Source organism: Aquamicrobium ahrensii (assembly GCF_040545755.1).
Lineage (GTDB): Bacteria > Pseudomonadota > Alphaproteobacteria > Rhizobiales > Rhizobiaceae > Mesorhizobium > Mesorhizobium ahrensii.
The window spans coordinates 272,019-291,472 of sequence record NZ_JBEPMN010000001.1; the positions used below are offsets into that span (position 1 = coordinate 272,019).

Here is a 19,454-nt window from a genome sequence, read left to right on the forward strand (position 1 = left end):
CCCTATTGCAGCCGGGGCATGATCGCCACCGGGGCATAGCCATGCTTTTCCAGAAACTCAGCCAGCTTTCGCGGATCGGGCGTCAGGGGAGCGCCATAATCACGGGCATGGATGCCGCCCGAAACATAAAGCGCGTCAACGCCATTATCGGCCGCACCCTTGATGTCGGTCATCATGCCGTCGCCGATCGCAAGGATCTCGCGGCGCTCCAGATCGCGTCCCACAACTTCGGCGGCCGCCCTAAACGCAGCCTCATAGATTGGCGCATGGGGCTTTCCGGCAATCAGCGTGCGCCCACCCATCTGCCCGTAATCGCGTGCGATCGCGCCGGCGCACCAGATCAGCCTTTCGCCGCGCTCCACCACGATGTCGGGATTGGCGCAGATGAACGGCAGATTGCGCGACCGTAAGCGTACAAGCAGATCATGATAGTCTTCCGGCGTCTCGGTCTCATCGTCGAACGGACCGGTGCAGACCACGGCCTGCGCCTCGAAATCCTCGACCAGTTCGACGCCGAGACCGTCATAGATATTGGTGTCGCGATCAGGTCCGATGTGAAAAATCCGACGCGGAGCCTCGGCGATCAGATCGCGCGTGACATCACCGGAACTCACCAGCCTGTCATAGGCGCCGTCCGGAACGCCGATGGACCGCATCTGCGTGGTGACGTCGGTTCGCAGCCGCGGCGAATTGGTGATCATCACAACCGCGACGCCACGTTCACGCGCGGCCGCGAGCGCTGCGGTAGCTTGCGGAAAATGCTCCACGCCATTGTGGACCACGCCCCATACATCGCAAAATATTGCGGCGTAGCGGCCCGATATGGCCTCGAGCGAAGAAATGATGGGGAGAGGAACCGTCATATCGGCTGGCGTGTCCATGGTTTGGGAGATTGTCGGAACTGATGGCTTCGAGCGCCCGGATTAGCCGATGCGCCGCGCCCTGTCATCAGCTTTCCTGTGGCGACCGGCAGCCGTCTGGTTAACGCCGATTGAAAATGCGCTCGCGTTTTCAGGCAATTTCGCAAACGCGAAATTTAACCATTCCTGCGATTATGCGCCCTCGACACCACTATTTGGCAGCGGGGGCTTAAGCCAGATGTTGCGAAAATTCCTGGCCGACAAGCGCGGCAACTATGCGATGATGACGGGCCTGATCATGGCGCCTTTGATGGGGGCCGTGGCGCTTGCCGTCGACTACTCGGAAATGTCACGTCAGCGGCTGGATACGCAGAATGCCCTCGATGCAGCCAACATCGCCACGGCGCGCGAGCTTCAAAGCGGAATAAGCGATGCGAAGGCGATAGCGTACGCCAACGATTTCTATTTCGCCAATTTGCGCCATGTCGTTCCCGCCAAAAGCGGTCTTAGCGTCCGGCTTCCAAGCCAGGTGGTTGGCGGCGGCACCATGGAGATGTGCGCCACGCTGAACTATTCACCCTATTTCCTGCCCGCTTCTGCAATGCTGATGGGCAAACAATCACGGGATTTCGACTTCAGAACCTGCTCCGAGGTGCGCCTGAAGAACACGCTGGAAGTGGCGCTGGTGCTCGATAATTCCGGCTCCATGGATATCAAGGGTACAGGTTCCACGCAGACACGCATGGAGTTGCTGAAAAAAGCCGCCGACGAACTGATCACCACGATGGTCAATCAGGCTGACAGCGTGAAGCAACTGGAAAAGCCCATCCAATTCGCAGTCGTGCCATTCGCCACTTCGGTTAATATCGGAAAAGACAATAAAGACGCTTCGTGGATGGATACACGAGGGGTATCTCCCATTCATCATGAAAATTTCAACTGGTCGTCCTTCTCTTTCTCCGGAACGAACAAAAAAATAACCAAGAAGGGAGACGTTTACGTCAAGAGCGGATCTGACTGGGGCGCTCAGGAAAACCAGATCGTTACACGCTTCACCCTTTTTGACGAACTGAAGTACTATAAAGACAGCAATAAGAAGGAAACGGCGTCTTATGCCGAGTGGGAAGGCTGCGTCGAGCAACGCCCCTACCCCTATGACCTCACCGACGAACGCCCCCGTGAGGGCAACCCGGCAACGCTGTTCGTTCCGATGTTTTACCCTGACGATTCCAGCAACGGTTACAATGACTGGATCACCAAAGTCACGAGCACGACAGATTCGACAAAGAACAAACTGTTTTGGGATCCGTCGGACTCAAGCCTCTCCGCAAGCAATCGCGCTCCGCACACCATGACGAAGTATTTCGACGTGAGGTCGAGCAACGGCACGCAGTTGGGTTATGTGGCTCCCTACGGCTCGCATAAGATGGGTCAGGGTAACGGCCCCAACGGCAACTGCACCACGCAGCCGATCACGCCTCTGGTGGATGTTACGAATACTGCGGGCATGAAGCAGATCAAGGACGCCATTTCCGCGATGCAGCCGCTGGGCGGCACCAGTGTCGGCAGCGGTCTCGCCTGGGGGTGGCGCGTGCTCTCCAGCGCTGAGCCGTTTACCGAAGGACGGCCGGAAACGGATCGTGGCAACGACAAGGTCGTGATCCTGCTCACCGATGGTGCGAACACTTATTACACGCCCAGCAGCGTTCGCCGTCTTAACGGCTCGACCTCCGCTGCCGTCGACAATAACAACGTCAAATCGATCTATGGCGATTACGGGTTCCTGCTTCCTTACAACAAGCCGTATGACTATGGCCGTCTGTTCCAGGGCCTGAGCAGCAGCTTCAACAAGACCCAGTATACGAATGAAAACTACTCGCGGGCAATGAACGATAAAATGCAAACTCTGTGCGAGAACGCCAAGGCTTCAGGCGTAATGATCATGACGGTCGGGCTTGACCTCGAGGCCGAGGCAAAGAAAGATTCCAAGGTAAAGGATCAGATCGCCGGTTTGAAGAAATGCTCATCCGACTCGCGCAATCGGCGCGATCCGGATGATCCGTCCAAACCAGCCAAGCTGTTCTGGAACGCCGCCGGCAACGATCTGTCGAACGCGTTCCGCGAGATTGCCGACGAACTGTCCAACCTGCGCATCACAAGCTAGGAAAAGCCGAGAAAGCAGGGCCCGGGCTGCGAAGCTCCGGGCCTTTTCCATTTCAGATAGCTACATTGGCCGGCGCATGGAGCGGTCGGGCTCCACCAGCTTGCGATAGAGATGCCAGGTCGAATGCCCCAGCACCGGCATCACCACAGCCAGGCCGGCCAATAGCGGGATGGCGCCAATCACCAGCAGGGCAGCCACGATCAGACCCCACAGGGTCAAAGGAAGCGGATTGAGCCCCACCGCGCGTATCGAGGTTTCCACTGCCGCGACCGCCCCGGCGTCACGCTCGAGCATCAGCGGAAAGGCGACGACCGTCGTGGCCAGCGCAACGACGGCGAAAATGAGACCTGCGCCATTGCCGAGCAGGATAAGCATCCAGCCCCGCCTTGTCGTGAGCACTTCATTGAAGAAGGCCATGAAGGAAGCCGGCGCAGCGTCGCCAAAAAGCGCCGTGTAGATGGATTGCGCCGTATAAAGCCAGAGCAGGAACAGCGCGAAAAGCATGACGCCCACGGCGGCGATCGAGGGCAGCGCCGAAGAGTAGCGCAACTGAACTGCGTGACGCCACGAAGCGTCCATTCCCAGTTCGCGCCGGCGGCTGATTTCGTAAAGACCGATCGCCGCGAACGGACCCAGCAAGGCGAAACCGGACATCAACGGGTAAACGAGATGAATGGCCCCTGCCCCCGTCGTCCAGCGCGTCAGGATCAGCCCGACAACCGGATAGATAAGGCACAGGAAAACATAGTGAGACGGCTTTTGCCGGAAGTCGTCCAGCCCAAGGCGCAGGGCGTCAACTATATCGGACGCGCCGATGCGCCTGACAACGGGCTGAACGCGCTGGCCGCGCGCATCCGTCATAACGTGGAAACTGGCCATGACTTCCTCCCTGACAAAGCAGGATGAGGCGGTCACCGCCGGATGGCCGCCCCAGGCTGCCGCTTCAAAACGGTCGCATCCTAACAGATTTCACCACCACTGTCGCGCAACCGGGGCGCGCGTCGGGGATCGCGGGGATACAGGTCGAATTTTGCACGCCTGCCCGCTAAAAGCCACGATCCGAATCCTATCAGACTTGATGAGCATGTCCCGATCCGATCTTTCCTTTCCCGCTCCTGAACCATGTTTCAACCGCCGCACTCTGGTGCTGGGCGCCGGTATATTCGCGCTTGCCGGCTTGGCGGGCTGCGGTTCCCTGCCCCGGCAGGGCGCGGGCGGCGGAGCAACAACCTCTGCTAGCGGCTCCATGGCTGAAATTCGCAAGACGCAGGGATTGTCCATGCTGTCAGCCGACCGCCAATTGGAGCGGGCCGCACTGCAGCAGGCCCATTACATGGCGGCGTCGGGCAAGATGAATCACGCGACCGGCTTCGGGAAAGGCTTCACCGCAAGGGTGAAAGGCAACGGCATCAGGGGCGCGGCGGCCGAAAACATCGCCGAAGGCCGCATGGACGCCGCGCGCGCCATCGACATGTGGATGAATTCACCCCCGCATCGCCGCAACATGCTGGATGCCCGTTTCAATCGCTTCGGCCTTGCCTGGGCAAGCCGCCCCGACCGGCCCGAATGGCGATACTGGACGATGATTCTCGCCAGCTAGAGGAAACGGCATTCACCGGATCTCACAGGAAACGGTCCTGTCTTCTTGACACTGTGCAAGGGGCCGATTATCTCATGCCTCGTTAGCACTCTGAAAGAAGGAGTGCTAACAGGTCCGGCGACGCCGGACGGAGGAATTCTTTCTCATCATTGTGACCGAGGAAATCAAATGGCAAAGACGAAGTTCCGCCCGCTTCATGACCGTGTGGTCGTTCGCCGGGTCGAGTCCGAAGAGAAGACGGCTGGCGGCATCATCATCCCTGACACCGCCAAGGAAAAGCCGCAGGAAGGCGAAATCGTCGCTGTTGGCTCGGGCGCCCGCGACGAGAACGGCAAGATCGTCGCCCTCGATGTCAAGGCAGGCGATCGCGTCCTGTTCGGCAAGTGGTCGGGCACCGAAGTCAAGCTCAATGGCGAAGACCTTCTGATCATGAAGGAATCCGACATCATGGGCATCATCGGCTGATCCTGCCGGTCCCATTCTTCAACAATCACTGCAATCCGAATTTCGGGCCACAGGCCCAGGAGTAAGCAATGGCTGCCAAAGACGTAAAATTCTCCCGTGACGCCCGCGAGCGCATGCTGCGCGGTGTCAACATCCTCGCCGACGCGGTGAAGGTCACCCTCGGTCCCAAGGGCCGCAACGTTGTCATCGACAAGTCGTTCGGCGCTCCGCGCATCACCAAGGACGGCGTTTCCGTCGCCAAGGAGATCGAACTGGAAGACAAGTTCGAGAACATGGGCGCCCAGCTCGTTCGCGAAGTCGCTTCCAAGACCAACGACAAGGCCGGTGACGGCACCACCACCGCAACCGTTCTGGCGCAGGCCATCGTTCAGGAAGGCCACAAGGCTGTCGCCGCCGGCATGAACCCGATGGACCTGAAGCGCGGTATCGACCTGGCCGTGACCGAAGTCGTCGCCGACCTCGTCAAGAAGGCCAAGAAGATCAAGACCTCCGAGGAAGTCGCTCAGGTCGGCACCATCTCGGCCAACGGCGAGAAGGAAATCGGCGAGATGATCGCCGAGGCCATGCAGAAGGTCGGCAACGAGGGTGTCATCACCGTCGAGGAAGCCAAGACCGCCGAGACCGAGCTGGAAGTCGTGGAAGGCATGCAGTTCGACCGCGGTTACCTGTCGCCCTACTTCATCACCAACCCCGACAAGATGATCGCCGAACTCGAGGACGCCTACATCCTGCTCCACGAGAAGAAGCTCTCCAACCTTCAGGCCATGCTGCCGGTGCTCGAGGCTGTCGTGCAGACCTCCAAGCCGCTGGTCATCATCGCCGAGGACGTCGAAGGCGAAGCTCTGGCGACGCTGGTCGTCAACAAGCTGCGCGGTGGCCTGAAGATCGCCGCCGTCAAGGCTCCGGGCTTCGGTGATCGCCGCAAGGCCATGCTCGAAGACATCGCCATCCTCACCGGTGGTCAGGTCATCTCGGAAGATCTCGGCATCAAGCTGGAGAATGTCGGCATCGAGATGCTCGGCCGCGCCAAGAAGGTCCGCATCGAGAAGGAAAACACCACGATCGTCGATGGCGCCGGCAAGAAGGCCGAGATCCAGGGCCGCGTTGGCCAGATCAAGGCCCAGATCGAAGAGACCACTTCCGACTACGACCGCGAGAAGCTCCAGGAGCGTCTTGCCAAGCTGGCCGGCGGTGTCGCCGTCATCCGCGTCGGCGGTTCGACCGAGGTCGAGGTCAAGGAGAAGAAGGATCGCGTTGACGACGCCCTGAACGCCACCCGCGCTGCGGTTGAGGAGGGCATCGTCGCCGGCGGCGGCGTCGCCCTGCTGCGCGCCACCCAGGCGATCAAGGCTGAAGGCGCCAACGCCGATCAGGCCGCTGGAATCAACATTGTTCGTCGCGCTCTGCAGGCTCCTGCTCGCCAGATCGCCAACAATGCCGGCGCTGAAGCCTCGATCATCGTGGGCAAGATCCTCGAGAACAAGAGCGCGACCTACGGCTACAACGCCGCCAAGGACGAGTATGGCGACCTGATCCAGCTCGGCATCGTCGACCCGGTCAAGGTGGTCCGCACCGCTCTTCAGGACGCCGCTTCTGTTGCTGGCCTGCTGGTCACCACCGAGGCCATGATCGCCGACGCTCCGAAGAAGGAAGCTGCGGCTCCGGCCATGCCTGGCGGCATGGGCGGCATGGGCGGCATGGACTTCTAAGAAGGTCTCTGCATCGAATTGGAAAGGGCGGCTTCGGCCGCCCTTTTCTTTTGATCCCTGGAACGAAGTCGCCGGCCTGCCGTTGATCCGGGCAAGTTCAACCCGGGAGATGCGGACATGGTGAACAAGAATCAGGTGGAAGGCATTGCGAGGCAGGCCAAGGGCGCGGTGAAAGAAGCCGCCGGCAAGGTCACCGGCAGCACAAAGACCGAGCTGAAGGGCAAGGCTGAAAAGGTCGGGGGCAAGCTGCAGAAGAATGTCGGCGACGTCCAAGAAAAGGTCCGGAAGGCCCACTGAAGGGATTTCCACCCGGCTTCGAAATGGAAAAGGCGGCGTTCAAAGCCGCCTTTTTTCATGTCTGCCCCGAACTTGCGGGCCGCCTGAAAGTTCAACCGATTTGGGTCGTGAACGGCGGCAATCTCCCCTTGAAGCCGAAGATGCAAAGCGATAGGCCGGAGCCACTCAATTCGCATGTTCAGGAGATCGGCAGTGAGCGCTCAGAAGACCAGAACCGAAACCGATACGTTCGGCCCCATCGAAGTCGCCGTCGATCGCTATTGGGGCGCGCAGGCCCAACGATCCCTTGGCAACTTCAGGATCGGCTGGGAGAAGCAGCCTGCCTCGATCGTGCGCGCGCTCGGCATCGTCAAGCGCGCTGCGGCCGAAGCCAATATGGAGCTCGGAAGGCTCGATCCGAAGCTGGGCGCAACTGTCGTGGAAGCCGCACAGGAAGTCATCGACGGCAAGCTCGACGATCATTTCCCGCTGGTGGTCTGGCAGACGGGTTCCGGCACCCAGTCCAACATGAACGCCAACGAGGTCATCTCCAACCGCGCAATCGAAAAGCTCGGCGGCGAGATGGGCTCCAAGAAGCCGGTTCATCCCAACGATCACGTCAACATGAGCCAGTCGTCCAACGACACCTATCCCACGGCCATGCACATCGCCTGCGCCGAGCGTACCGTTCACGATCTGCTGCCGGCGCTGAAGCACTTGCACGCCGCTCTCGACGCCAAGGCCAAGGCCTTCGATCACATCGTCAAGATCGGCCGCACCCATACGCAGGATGCCACCCCCCTCACCCTCGGTCAGGAGTTTTCCGGTTACGCGCAGCAGGTGAAGAACGGTGTCGAGCGCATCGAGATGACGCTGCCGGCGCTGATGCAGCTCGCGCAGGGCGGCACTGCCGTCGGCACCGGCCTGAATGCGCCGATCGGCTTTGCCGAAAAAGTGGCGGAAAAGATCGCCGCAATCACCGGGCTCGGCTTCACCTCCGCCCCCAACAAATTCGAGGCGCTTGCCGCCCACGACGCCATGGTGTTCTCGCACGGCGCGATCAACACCGTCGCCGCTTCCCTGTTCAAGATCGCCAACGACATCCGTTTCCTCGGCTCCGGCCCGCGCGCCGGCCTTGGTGAGCTTGCCCTGCCGGAGAACGAGCCCGGCTCGTCGATCATGCCCGGCAAGGTCAATCCCACCCAATGCGAGGCGCTGACGCAGGTTTGCGTGCAGGTGTTCGGCAATAACGCCGCGCTGACCTTCGCTGGCAGCCAGGGCCATTTCGAACTGAATGTCTACAACCCGCTCATGGCCTACAATTTCCTCCAGTCGGTGAAGCTTCTGGCGGACGCCTCCGTCTCGTTCACCGACAATTGCGTCGTCGGCATCGAGGCCCGCGAGGACAACATCAAGGCTTCGCTGGAACGCTCCCTCATGCTGGTCACCGCGCTTGCGCCGACCATCGGCTATGATGCGGCCGCGAAGATCGCCAAGACCGCGCACAAGAACGGCACCACGCTGCGCGAGGAAGCCCTCGCTACCGGTCTGGTGAGCGCCGAGGACTATGATCGCATCGTGCGGCCCGAGGATATGACTCACCCAGGCTGAGCGCTCTGGCCGGGAAGAAGTGTTTCGACTACCATGACGCCATGCGCTACGTCATCGTGATCGTCATCATCGCCTGTTTTCTGATCTGGGACGGCCTCTACAACGGAGGCCGTTACATCGACACTGGGGTGAAGGGCATGAACCATCTGGTGCGCATGGTCACCGGCTGAGCCTTTACCTCCAGCAAACGGCGCGACATCCTGCCAGTTGACGCAGCAGAGCCTTCCGGATCAAAAGATGCGCCAGGCGGCTGCGTGCGTGCGACGTCAGCTTTTCCATATCGACCCTTAGGAGGCCGAATTGATCCGGCACATCGTGTTCTTTACCGTCAAGCCAGATACGGATGTCGAGACAGTACGCGAAGGGCTGATGAACCTGGGCCGGATTCCACATTCCAGCCATTTCGAAGTGACGGTGAACCGTAAGGTCGATCTGTTCGGAAATGAGATCGACATCGTCGTCTATGCCGAATTCGAGAATGAAGCGGCTCTGCACGCCTTCAAGGCCGATCCGATTTATTCCGAAACGACCGCCAGTGTAAGGCCCATGCGCGAGTTGCGCTTCTCCGCCGATGTGGTGGCTGCGAGCTGAACCCCGCACGCACCTGAAGTCATTCCCCTGTCCCGGCGTCACCCGCCATCTTTCCGAGCGCCAGGACTGTTCGCCAGTTCCGGGCGGTCGACACCGTTTTCAGAGTGCGGTCGACTACGGGCGGCAATCTGGAAGCGCTGAACCCATCTGGAACATGCAGGTACAAGACGTTACCGCGAATGTGAACGCCCTCGCCGGTAGCCCGTGACGCCAGTGCCTGGACGGCTTCCTGTCCGGGCGCATCTCTCAGCACGAATACATGGAGCGTCGTTGGCCGTTCGACCGCCTCTGGAAACGGATTATCGTCGATGATCTGTCGCCACTCATCGTGGCTGACCAGCATGATATCCTTGTCAAAACCCAAATCGCGCCGCGCGACTTCTGCGACAAGCTCCTGCGTCTGCGTCCTTTCCTTGTCCGAGATCAGAACTGCGTTGCCGCTGTTGATATAGGTCGAAACGTTGCTAAATCCGGCTTTGGCAAGAGCTTCACGCAATTTCGCGACAGGCAATTGCGTGAAGCCGCCGACGCCCCGGAACAATACGACGAAGACGTTGCCTTCCGGCCTGGTGGTCATATGATGAAGTTCGCCAGAGTTTCGTCGTCGGTTATATCCTGACATTGCACGCCCTCGGCCACGAACTTCGCCTTGAGCTGGGCGAAGTTTCGCTTGTCACGCGTTTCAATGCCGATCAGCACGGAGCCGAAATTGCGTGCCGACTTCTTCAGATACTCGAAACGGGAAATATCGTCGTCGGGGCCGAGCATTTGCAAAAAATCGCGCAGCGCGCCGGGACGTTGCGGCAGGCGGATGATGAAATACTTTTTCAGCCCTTCAAAACGCAGCGCACGCTCTTTCACGTCCGGCAGCCGCTCGAAGTCGAAATTGCCGCCGGAGACCACCGCCACGATGGTCTTGCCGCGAATATCTTTCTTTGCGAAATCCTTCAGTGCATCGATGGTGAGCGCTCCGGCGGGCTCCAGAACGACGCCTTCCACATTGAGCATCTCGATCATTGTCGCGCACAGGCGGTTTTCGGGCACAAGGCGGGTCGATCCGGCGGAAAAATCCTTCAACAGGCGAAAATTCTCCCGGCCGATCTCGGCAACCGCCGCGCCGTCGACGAAATTGTCGACCGAGCCCAGTTTGACCCGCTTGCCTTCCGACAGACTGCGCGAGAGGCTGGGAGCGCCCGCAGGTTCACAGAAAATGAACTGCGGTGCCTGCCCGATAGCCTGAAAATACTGGCTCACACCCGCCGCCAGCCCGCCGCCGCCTACCGGCAGCATGACGATATCGGGCGCCTTGCCCTTCCCGATCTGGTCGACGATCTCCCGGGCGACAGTCGCCTGCCCCTCAACGATATCCTTATGGTCGAAGGGAGGCACCATATGAGCCCCGGCAGTTTCGGTGAATTTCAGCGCCGCATGGTAGCAATCGTCGAAAAAGTCGCCCACCAGCCTGATCTCGACGAACTCGCCGCCGAACATGCGGGTCTTGTCGATTTTCTGTTTTGGGGTGGTAACCGGCATGAAGACAACGCCCTTGCGCCCGAAATGCTGGCACACGAAGGCAAATCCCTGCGCATGGTTGCCTGCCGACGCACACACGAACAGGTCAGCCTTGTTGCCTGCCGCAAGGGTCTTTCTGAAGAAATTCAGGGCGCCCCTGATCTTGTAGGACCGCACCGGCGTCAGATCCTCGCGCTTGAGGAAAATGCGCGCGCCATATTTCTGCGACAGGTAGTCGTTCTTTTGCAGCGGAGTCTGGGGGAAAATCTCCCTTGTCGCTTCCGCAGCGGTTGCAACCCTGTCGGCGAAGCTTGTCATGGCGTGATCCCGATGTCGTGAATGAGCATGTGTTCCTGCCGCGAATTTGGCTTTTTGGCAACACTGAAGCTGTCGTAAACGGACAACGCATTCGCCAATGCAGGCATTGACTTACTTCCGCCGCACTCTGCGGGTGGAGGAGTAGCTGGCGGGCAAAGGAACACCTCCCCTGCCGCCGAATGCTGACGGAAAACCAAAGTGAATTTGAAGACCCTGCTTGCCATAGTGCTTGCGCTGGCGGTCGCCGGCTGCACCTCCAACAGGACCGATGAAATCCTCGGCAGCGCGCGCATGCCGGTGTCGGTGACCGATATTGCCGGCAACCACTCGATTTTCATCGCTTCCACGCGCAAGCGCTCCAACGATCCCTCCAAGGTCTTCGAAGGCGAGAGATCGAGCACCCTCAACTACGCGCGCGTCAATGTGACCGTCCCGCGCGAGCACAAGGTGGGGCAGATCGAACGGCGCAAGCGCGGCAAGTCCGACGATCCGTCCAGATACTTCATGGCTTCCGAAGCGGTGGGCTATGATACGGGGCCACAGTTCTCGCAGGCGCTGAACGCCGATGTCGCCGCCCGCGGCGGCCGCGTCATGGTCTTCGTTCACGGCTACAACACCGGCTTCGATGCGGGCGTCTACCGCGCCACGCAGATCGCGCACGATTCCGGTTATCCCGGCACGCCGGTGCTGTTTTCCTGGGCGTCCGGCGGCTCGACCACCAGCTATGTCTATGACAAGGAAAGCGCCAGCGTCGCCCGCGACCAGCTCGAGGTCACGCTGCGCCTGCTGGCCCAGGGTGGTGCGCGGCGCATCGATGTCGTGGCGCATTCCATGGGAACATGGGTGACGATGGAAGCGTTGCGCCAGCTCGCCATCACCGGCGACCGCGACCTTGGCGGCAAGCTGGGAGATGTGGTGCTGGCGTCGCCGGACATCGATGTCGATGTGTTCAAGAGCCAGATGCGTCGCTATGGCAAGCCGGAAAAGCCGTTCATCCTGCTTCTTTCCAAGGACGACAGGGCGTTGCGGCTGTCCGGGATGATCGCCGGCTCGCGTCCGCGTGTGGGCGACTATGCTGACGCCGGCAAGGAACTGGCCGACTATGGCGTGACCGTCGTGGATCTGTCGACTGCAAAGGGCGCAGACTCTTTCAACCACACCAAATTCGCCGACAACCCGGCGATGGTGCGCATGCTGGGCCAGCGCTTGCGCGAGGATGACGGGTTCGCCAGCGATCGTGAAATCACCGATCGAATCAGGCTGGTGACCCAGCAGGCCAGCGCGGGGCTGTGACAGCGATGGCCCTGCGCCCAACCGGCGGGACTCGACCCGGCCGGTTTCTGCCTATATTCGGTTGCTGATGCCAAGCGGCGCGTGCGCTGCCTCTGGAACGGGATTCAGGAGCAATGGTACCGTGCGCTTCAAGGCTCTGTTCGCTATAGCATTTGCCGTACTGATTGCCGGATGCGCCAGCCCCGGACGTCACGAACTGCTCAATGTGTCGTCTTTTCCAGCCAATCCCGCCGATATTTCAGCCGAGCACGACATCTTCGTCGCCACCACCCGCCGCCAGTCCACAGAGCAGCCGCGCATCGTCTATGGCGGCGACCGCTCGCCCAACATCGCCTATGCGTCCGTCGACATAACGGTCCCAAAGGTCCACGAGACCGGCAAGATTGAACGTGCGAAGGGGCGCGCCCAGGCCGATCCGGCAAAGCATTTCAGCGCCCGGCGCGTGAGCTTCTTCAAGGAGCAGCAGCAATTCGCCCAAGCCATCAACGCCGATGTCGTGCGCCACGAAGGTCAGCGTCTTCTGGTCTTCGTGCACGGCTTCAACAATGGCTTCGACGACGGCGTCTATCGCATCACGCAGATCGTTCACGACACCAGATATGCGGGCACGCCCGTGCTGTTCTCGTGGGCTTCTGCGGCCAAGACCACCGGTTATCTTTATGACAAGGAAAGCGCCAACGCGGCCCGCGACGATCTGGAAGCGATGCTGAGAATGCTGGCCAGAAGCAAGGCGAAAAGCATCGATATCATCGCTCACTCCATGGGCACCTGGGTGACGATGGAGGCATTGCGCCAGTTGGCCATCACCGGGGACCGCGATCTTGGCGGCAAGCTCGGTAATGTCATTCTGGCTTCCCCCGACATCGACGTCGATGTGTTCAAGAAGCAGATGCAGCGCTATGGCAGGCCGGACAAGCCGTTCATCATCCTCTTGTCCGATGACGACCGCGCGCTTCAGCTTTCGACTTTCATTTCGGGCGACAAGCCGCGCGTGGGCGACTACACCGACGCCGCCGATCTCGCAAGCCTTGGCGTCACCGTGGCCGATCTGACCCAGGCCGGATCAGGCGACAGACTCAACCACGCCAAGTTTGCGGACAATCCGTTCCTGGTCGAACTGCTGGGCGAAGGTTTGCGAATGAACGCCGGTCTCTCGGCCGCGGAAAGCGGTGATTTCGGAAGCCCTATGAGCACCATCGGCAAGGATATCGGGCAGGCTGTCGGTTCAGTGGCGGATATCGTCATCACGACGCCGTTCAAGGTTCTGTCGATAGCCGCCGGGGGATAAACAGAAAACGCTGCAGTGGTGCGGACGACGGGCATCAAACTAATCTCTAAGGTCATGATTTAATTCTCAAATTTCCTACGGCGCTTCCGGTTTGTGTCACAGTTTGCGCTCAATTTGAGTCACTCAATTCGCTTCGTATTGCCGGCCAGGCGAAAATAATTCTTGGCCGATCCCTCGCCTGTGGATAACCGGCAAACACAAAGTCCGCTCAAATACTTAGCCTCAATACAAGATGAATTGAGCCTCAATACATCAATTCGCTCTGTATTATTTGTCTCATTTCGAGATTTGCTCCATTTTTGAGGGCTTGCATCAAAGCAAAAGACGGCTTCAGATTGTCTTCGCAGTATTAAGCGGAGATAACGATTGACCAGTACTCAAGGAATACCCAACACGCTCGAGCGTGACCCTCTTGTCGGGAAGCGCGATGCTAGGAACAGGCTTGGCGGCCTTTGCGAGTCAACGATCGACCGGCTGGTCAAGCGCGGAGAACTCACTCCGCCTTTAAAAGTCGGACGCCTCAGCTTCTGGCGGGCAAGTTGGCTCGAAGCATACGCCCGGCAGCAGGAGGCGGCACGATGAACCCGAGCGAAGTCAAGACAAGTCTCACGGCTATCGACGATGTCCACGAGCTTGCAACGATGATTGCTGAGCTTGCAGAAGGGGTTAAACGCCGCCGCGATGTTCCTGTGAGTGCGCAGATTTCTATCCAGCGAATCGAAGTGCTGGCGCGCATTGTGGTGGACATGGCCGATTGTATGGCCATTCACGGCACGCAAACACACACGGTCATCGTGCAGGAGGCGGCATGACCGCCGCCGCCAAGAAAAACCCCGCGCACGGTAGCAGCCGGGCGCAGGGGGATAACATAAAGGGACAGTCCGCAAACTACACGCAAGCGCAGGAAGCTTTCAAGTCGCTGCGATCACAGCCCGGCTTTGACGAGCGCGACTTTGAAGCATGGGAGTCGGATCGGTTCTGCCAGCAGAACGGCATTTCAGGTAGTGAGCTGGCCGAGATCATTCGAAACACCCGGCCGAAGAAGGCAACCACGCGGTTCGAATGGCTGGCTGCCGTGACAGAAGCGGCCGGACGCGGGACCGTCACCTTGAAAGGCGTCTTGGTCGCCAACGTTTTGTTCCAGCATTTCAATGACTCCAGCCCGTACGCATGGCCATCCTGGAAGACTATTGCCCGCCTTGCAGGCTGGTCAGAAACGAACCGCCAAGGCGTTGCCGAAGGGCTAAAACAACTCAGCGATATTGGTGCCATCACGCGCATAGCAGCGCGCGATTGCCCCGAGGCAATCACAGCAAAGATCCTGACTCCGAAAACGAAAGGTGGAAGCGGCCGCGATGCGCGCTCAGTGGTCTTTAAACGTGTCGATGCGCTCGAATGGAAAAAGGGCGATGTGTCTATGATCCACGTACATACATGTGTACGTGAACCGGAGACCCTTAACCATAAGGTACAACCTCAACCTGCTACGCAGGGGTTTCTTTCATCTACTACAGTGCCAAGTTCTGAAGCGTATAAGACGGCCGCAACGTCTCAGATTCGCGATGATGGAGAGGACGAAAGGAGGCAGGCTTATGGCTGAAATGCTGACCTTCCCCGTCACCGCCGAGGTAATCGTCCGCCTGGAAGCGGCCGACCTGTTTGAGAGAGCGCCTCGGTCCCGTATCAACCGCCTACGTGCGATCGACAAGGCAGCCATCCACGGCGCTGTGGCGAGCGGGGCGCCCTTGGCTGAGGCTATGGAGATTGCCGACAGGCACCTTGCCCGTATCAAAACCCGGCTCGAGGCACTTGAACAGATCGCCGCATTTGGAACCGAACCCATTCACAAGATTGCCGCGGGAGGCAGATCATGAGCGAAGAGACCCACAGCCTTGCAATTTTTCCAGCACAAATCGCCTTCGAAGGCCTTCGGTTGCAGGATGGCAGCGTCCTGTCGGTCGCGGTAGACCGGCCGGCCACCGTGTTTCTTGTCGCACACCGGACGGGAACCGAGATCGAAATCATATCGAGGTTCGACACCCAAGCCGAAGCCGTCGAAGCCACGAAGCGACTGGTGGATGCTGTGGACACAATGGCGGCCAGCGGAAGCGGGAGGGCCCATTGAGCCGCGCCATAACCACCTTCACCCCTCGCGTGGTGCAGCAAGAGGGTTGGTACGAAGGCGACGTCTTCGTCCAGTCTGAGTATCCAGTAGAGCTGTACGCCATCCTGGTCACCGTCAACGGCGAGCCTGTTGGAGGGCAGCTTTTCACCGAAGCAGCGACCGCCAAGGCATTCATGGAGCAGGCACGGCGCCGTGCACGAGAGGATCCCGATTGCCTGCCCTACATCGGGCCGACGCCGAAGGCTACGCCATGAGGGAGGGCCGGCCTCTAGGTTCTTCCAGGAGGGGGGCCGGCCGGCCGCGGGTCGGCGGCAGCGCACGATTTGAGCGGTTTTAGTTGATTTGAAACTACGGTTCCGATTCCGTTTCAAGCCAGAAAGGCACCAGATGAGCAAACCGCGATTGATCACGAAACTACCACCAGCACCGCCGACATGGCGGCCATCGTCAGCCTGACGCCGCGCCGGCTTCAGCAACTCGCTGCCGAGGGCTGGCTCGAAGGAAGAGTCGGACGCGACCAGTGGAACGTCCTTCGTACCGTCAGAACGTATCTTTCCCACTGCGCGCATATCGGCCGCAAGGCCGCATAAAAAGGAACTCAGCTATGAACCAAGTTACGAAATCCCTGACCGCCGATGAGATTGCCGCATTCGAGAAGCGAGCATTCATGGTCGCAGACGAGAAGCGAGCATCCATGGTCGCAGCAACATCGACACCAGCAATAGAGTCGAAATCAGAGGCAACCTTCGTCCTAACTGATGAAGGGCCCGTGCCAATACCCGTAGCAAACTTTCTAAAAACAGCCGACCGCGTGAAAGTCGTCACGCTGGAATGGCCGCTCGAACTCCGAGGCGGTACGGTGCTCGACAAGGTCGAGATTCGTCGTCTGACCGGCCGTAACTTCCGCGCGTTGGCAGAAATGCCGGCAGGCACCGACGAAAACAGCTACCTCATTAGCATGATGACCGGCCTTGCCTTGGGGGTTATCGACAGCCTGGACGCCGACGATTTCGCAACGCTCAATGAGGCGTGCCGCGATTTTTTGCCCCGTGCCATATTGGCGGAGGCCGCGCAAGCTTCCGCCACTGGCGAGGCTACGCCTCAATAGTCGCGCACGTCTTGCATTTCACCCATGCCGAGCTTGTCGACATGGAGTTTTGCGAACTGATCGCGTGGCACGACGAGGCCGCATCGATCCTGAAAGCTCGATCCGAGGGGGCGCAGTAGCGCCCCTTTGGTCGTCAGTAGTTTCCATACAGTCCAATGCCGCCAAACTGGATCTGGGAAGAACGGCTCAGGCTGGCGTCGAGCTGCCTTGTGAAGGCGTCCACAGAGTCCTGCCCCGCCTTCTTGGCGGCAGCTATCGCCTGCTCGAGAGTGACGCCGTTGAAGGTCAGATTAATTGGAGCATGCACTGTGACTGCCGAGCCACGTGCGGGAGCACTTCCGCCCGTCGAATCTTGGATTCGGTCATTCGGGATGATCGTTCCGCTGCGCGATGGCTGAAAAAGCTCAGTCCCGCGTTCGCCTACCTTGTAAAGCATGCCCGCATTCACCGGTCCGCCCGAGGCCCGCGTTCCATCTGGCGTAGGAGGGGAGGCAGCAGCCGGAGCGCCGCCACCAAGCCATGATGGCAGCGATGGCCACTTGATCATGCTTCCCAGATCTATCCGGCCGATTGCGGCAACGATCCTCGACGGCAGCGACTTGAACCAGTCGACCAATTCACCGACCTTCGCCTTGACCGATTCAATCATCGCGGTTGCAACCTGATAGCCCGAGTCCGCCCAGGCCGCCTTTTCCGAGTCCGACAGGACTTCCCGGCTGAAAAATGATTTGATCCAACCGCCAAATGATGACAACGCGTCCATGGCAGAGCGCCAGCCCGAGGCGATGACATCGCCCACCGGCGCCAACCAATCCAGCACAGGCCGCACCGCTTCAAGTGCTGGTGCGAGCTGTTCACTTATGGCGCGACCGACGCCGGCAAAAACCGAACCGACACGATCCCAATATTTCCAGAGCGCAAGCCCGCCGGCGACGAGTCCGCCCACGACGATGGCCACCGGAGCCGATATGCCGGCCAGCACACTGCCGATAGCAGCCAACGCACCTTTAACCAGCCCGAGGCCGGGAAGTGCCGTCACGATGCCACGGAAGCCCGTTGTGAGCTTTTGCAGGCCCGTGAGCTTCTGGCCTTCCATCGCACCCAGCGCCGTTTGCAACGCGACCGCACCGCCCGCCGCGTTCTGTGCCCACCCTGCCAGCTCCAGCAGCCCGCCGGCCGCGACAAGCGCCTGCTTTCCGAGCAGGAGGAAAGCGAGCTTCCCGCCCAGCGCCGCCACCCGCAGCCCGAGCAGGCCACCCGTCACGGCCACAGCCGCCTTGACCAGCCCAGGGTGAGTCGCGACAAACCGCCCGATAGAGTCGACCAGCGGCCCGAGAGCAGCCGCACCGCTGTTGATCGAAGGCAGCAGCACGTCGCCAAAGGCGATTCCCGCAGCTGTGATCTTGTTGCGCAGGAGCTGGAGCGAGTTCGCCGTTGTCTTCGCCCGCTCATCATACTCAGCCTGTGCAGACCCGGCATAGCGAGACTTGTCGGCCACCATGTCCAGCACCTGGCCGAGCAATCCCGCGTTCTCCAGGAGCGGCCCCAGAGCCCGCGCTTCGTCGCCGAAAATGTCCGACATGAGCGAGGCCCGCATGTGCGCAGGCGCGGCCCGCAGCCGGGCGAGAACATCGTTGATCGTTCCCAGCGCGTCCGTCTGTATGGCCTTCGCCACCGCCGACGATTCAAGCCCGAGTTCAGCCATGGCCGACCGCTGCCGTTTGGTGGCACGGGCACCTCTAGTCAGGGCATGGCCCATGTTCGTGAACGACGTCGCAGCAACTTCCGCCTCGAAGCCCGAGCCGATCATCGCCGCACCGAATGCCGCCGCCTGGTCCGCACTGAGCCCGAAGGCCCCGGCCATTGGCGCAACCCGCCGCGTGAAGTTCAGAATGTCGGATGCACTGCCCGCAGAGTTGTTGCCCAGGTGATTGATCGCATCGGCCAACGAGTCGGTTTCCGCCACCGTAAGCCCGAGCGCCGTTTTCAGCTTCGCCAGAGCTTCGCCGGCTTCGGCCGCTGACGTCTCCCAGGCAACGCCGACCTTCGCCGCCATTTCGGCAAACTCGAGCAGTTCGTCGTTCTCAAGGCCCGATTGCCCAGCCGCCGCGACAATGGCCGCGATGCCTTCCGCCGTCATTGGCAGGCGCCGCGACAACTCGAGGATGTCGGCCGACATCTTCCGGAAGGCTTCCGGCGACTCGAAGTCAACGACCTTGCGAATGTCGGCCATCGCGTTTTCAAATTCCATCGCGCGCCGGATCGGCATGGCAAGTGCAGCGCCGGCCGCAGCCGCAGCACCAGCCGCGCCGAAGAACTGGCCACGAGTCCTGGCGATAGACGCATCGAATGCCTTGATCCGATTTTCGACGCCATGGAGCGCCCGCCCGACCAGGCCGGCCGGCTTCGTCACCTGATCAACAAGTTGCAGCCTAAGCGCTGCCGTTCTCAACGATGCCATGATGCTTCCCTCGCATTTGCCTGACTCAAAAGCCCTGACATATATCTAACATCAATTTTGTGAATGTGTGAGG

At 60.1% G+C, this 19,454-nt stretch carries 21 protein-coding genes; 16 read left to right on the forward strand and 5 right to left on the reverse strand.

Annotation, left to right across the window (positions count from 1 at the left end):
* Positions 1-2: 2 nt before the first annotated feature.
* Entirely contained in the window at positions 3-863 is an 861-nt protein-coding gene (locus tag ABID44_RS01340) for a TIGR01459 family HAD-type hydrolase (protein ID WP_354149877.1), read from the reverse strand.
* Between the two features lie 67 nt (positions 864-930).
* On the opposite strand from ABID44_RS01340, the gene ABID44_RS01345 reads away from it, so the two are divergent.
* Positions 931-3,024 carry a TadE/TadG family type IV pilus assembly protein gene (locus ABID44_RS01345; protein WP_354149878.1) on the forward strand — a complete coding sequence of 698 codons (2,094 nt, stop codon included), beginning with the start codon at positions 931-933 and terminating at the stop codon, positions 3,022-3,024.
* 60 nt (positions 3,025-3,084) lie between these two features.
* On the opposite strand, the gene ABID44_RS01350 is transcribed toward ABID44_RS01345, so the two are convergent.
* Positions 3,085-3,903, reverse strand: a complete 819-nt coding sequence (locus ABID44_RS01350; RefSeq protein WP_354149879.1) for a DUF2189 domain-containing protein — start codon at positions 3,901-3,903, stop codon at positions 3,085-3,087.
* A gap of 367 nt (positions 3,904-4,270) precedes the next feature.
* Here ABID44_RS01350 and ABID44_RS01355 point away from each other — a divergent pair, with 367 nt between their 5' ends.
* The 7 genes from ABID44_RS01355 to ABID44_RS01385 all read left to right on the forward strand — a co-directional run bounded on the left by ABID44_RS01355 (position 4,271) and on the right by ABID44_RS01385 (position 9,276).
* Positions 4,271-4,624: a CAP domain-containing protein gene (locus ABID44_RS01355; protein WP_354149880.1), complete on the forward strand. Its 354-nt coding sequence runs from the start codon at positions 4,271-4,273 to the stop codon at positions 4,622-4,624.
* A gap of 168 nt (positions 4,625-4,792) precedes the next feature.
* Positions 4,793-5,089: a co-chaperone GroES gene (groES, locus tag ABID44_RS01360; RefSeq protein WP_354149881.1), complete on the forward strand. Its 297-nt coding sequence runs from the start codon at positions 4,793-4,795 to the stop codon at positions 5,087-5,089.
* A gap of 68 nt (positions 5,090-5,157) precedes the next feature.
* On the forward strand, positions 5,158-6,798 hold the full coding sequence (groL, locus tag ABID44_RS01365) for a chaperonin GroEL (protein ID WP_354149882.1): 1,641 nt from the start codon (positions 5,158-5,160) through the stop codon (positions 6,796-6,798).
* Positions 6,799-6,915: 117 nt separating this feature from the next.
* A complete protein-coding gene (locus tag ABID44_RS01370) occupies positions 6,916-7,095 on the forward strand; it encodes a CsbD family protein (protein ID WP_354149883.1) in 180 nt (59 codons plus the stop codon).
* A 192-nt stretch (positions 7,096-7,287) separates the two neighbouring features.
* Complete coding sequence (gene fumC / locus ABID44_RS01375; RefSeq protein WP_354149884.1) at positions 7,288-8,685, forward strand: class II fumarate hydratase; 1,398 nt, start codon at positions 7,288-7,290, stop codon at positions 8,683-8,685.
* A 41-nt stretch (positions 8,686-8,726) separates the two neighbouring features.
* Entirely contained in the window at positions 8,727-8,855 is a 129-nt protein-coding gene (locus ABID44_RS01380) for a hypothetical protein (RefSeq protein WP_354149885.1), read from the forward strand.
* Positions 8,856-8,985: 130 nt separating this feature from the next.
* Positions 8,986-9,276: a Dabb family protein gene (locus ABID44_RS01385; protein ID WP_354149886.1), complete on the forward strand. Its 291-nt coding sequence runs from the start codon at positions 8,986-8,988 to the stop codon at positions 9,274-9,276.
* A 19-nt stretch (positions 9,277-9,295) separates the two neighbouring features.
* Here ABID44_RS01385 and ABID44_RS01390 read toward each other — a convergent pair whose 3' ends face one another.
* Together ABID44_RS01390 and ilvA are read right to left on the reverse strand one after the other, a co-directional pair.
* Complete coding sequence (locus tag ABID44_RS01390) at positions 9,296-9,853, reverse strand: DUF1697 domain-containing protein (protein ID WP_354149887.1); 558 nt, start codon at positions 9,851-9,853, stop codon at positions 9,296-9,298.
* On the reverse strand, positions 9,850-11,106 hold the full coding sequence (gene ilvA / locus ABID44_RS01395) for a threonine ammonia-lyase IlvA (protein ID WP_354149888.1): 1,257 nt from the start codon (positions 11,104-11,106) through the stop codon (positions 9,850-9,852). Before ilvA ends, ABID44_RS01390 begins: the two co-directional genes overlap by 4 nt.
* Positions 11,107-11,304: 198 nt before the next feature.
* On the opposite strand from ilvA, the gene ABID44_RS01400 reads away from it, so the two are divergent.
* From ABID44_RS01400 to ABID44_RS01435, 8 genes are all read left to right on the forward strand, one after another.
* Positions 11,305-12,399: an alpha/beta hydrolase gene (locus tag ABID44_RS01400; RefSeq protein ID WP_354149889.1), complete on the forward strand. Its 1,095-nt coding sequence runs from the start codon at positions 11,305-11,307 to the stop codon at positions 12,397-12,399.
* Between the two features lie 67 nt (positions 12,400-12,466).
* Positions 12,467-13,687: an alpha/beta hydrolase gene (locus ABID44_RS01405; RefSeq protein WP_378226718.1), complete on the forward strand. Its 1,221-nt coding sequence runs from the start codon at positions 12,467-12,469 to the stop codon at positions 13,685-13,687.
* A gap of 578 nt (positions 13,688-14,265) precedes the next feature.
* Complete coding sequence (locus ABID44_RS01410; protein WP_354149891.1) at positions 14,266-14,499, forward strand: hypothetical protein; 234 nt, start codon at positions 14,266-14,268, stop codon at positions 14,497-14,499.
* Positions 14,496-15,287, forward strand: coding sequence for a hypothetical protein (locus ABID44_RS01415; protein ID WP_354149892.1), 792 nt, complete (start codon positions 14,496-14,498; stop codon positions 15,285-15,287). The genes ABID44_RS01410 and ABID44_RS01415 overlap by 4 nt, the downstream gene beginning before the upstream one ends.
* Complete coding sequence (locus ABID44_RS01420) at positions 15,280-15,561, forward strand: hypothetical protein (RefSeq protein ID WP_354149893.1); 282 nt, start codon at positions 15,280-15,282, stop codon at positions 15,559-15,561. The genes ABID44_RS01415 and ABID44_RS01420 overlap by 8 nt, the downstream gene beginning before the upstream one ends.
* A complete protein-coding gene (locus ABID44_RS01425) occupies positions 15,558-15,812 on the forward strand; it encodes a hypothetical protein (RefSeq protein ID WP_354149894.1) in 255 nt (84 codons plus the stop codon). Before ABID44_RS01420 ends, ABID44_RS01425 begins: the two co-directional genes overlap by 4 nt.
* The gene (locus ABID44_RS01430) at positions 15,809-16,066 is read left to right on the forward strand and encodes a hypothetical protein (protein ID WP_354149895.1); all 258 of its coding nucleotides are present in this window, start codon (positions 15,809-15,811) and stop codon (positions 16,064-16,066) included. Before ABID44_RS01425 ends, ABID44_RS01430 begins: the two co-directional genes overlap by 4 nt.
* 350 nt (positions 16,067-16,416) lie before the next feature.
* Positions 16,417-16,920: a phage tail assembly protein gene (locus tag ABID44_RS01435; protein ID WP_354149896.1), complete on the forward strand. Its 504-nt coding sequence runs from the start codon at positions 16,417-16,419 to the stop codon at positions 16,918-16,920.
* Between the two features lie 133 nt (positions 16,921-17,053).
* Here ABID44_RS01435 and ABID44_RS01440 read toward each other — a convergent pair whose 3' ends face one another.
* Positions 17,054-19,381, reverse strand: a complete 2,328-nt coding sequence (locus ABID44_RS01440) for a phage tail tape measure protein (RefSeq protein WP_354149897.1) — start codon at positions 19,379-19,381, stop codon at positions 17,054-17,056.
* Positions 19,382-19,454 lie beyond the last annotated feature (73 nt).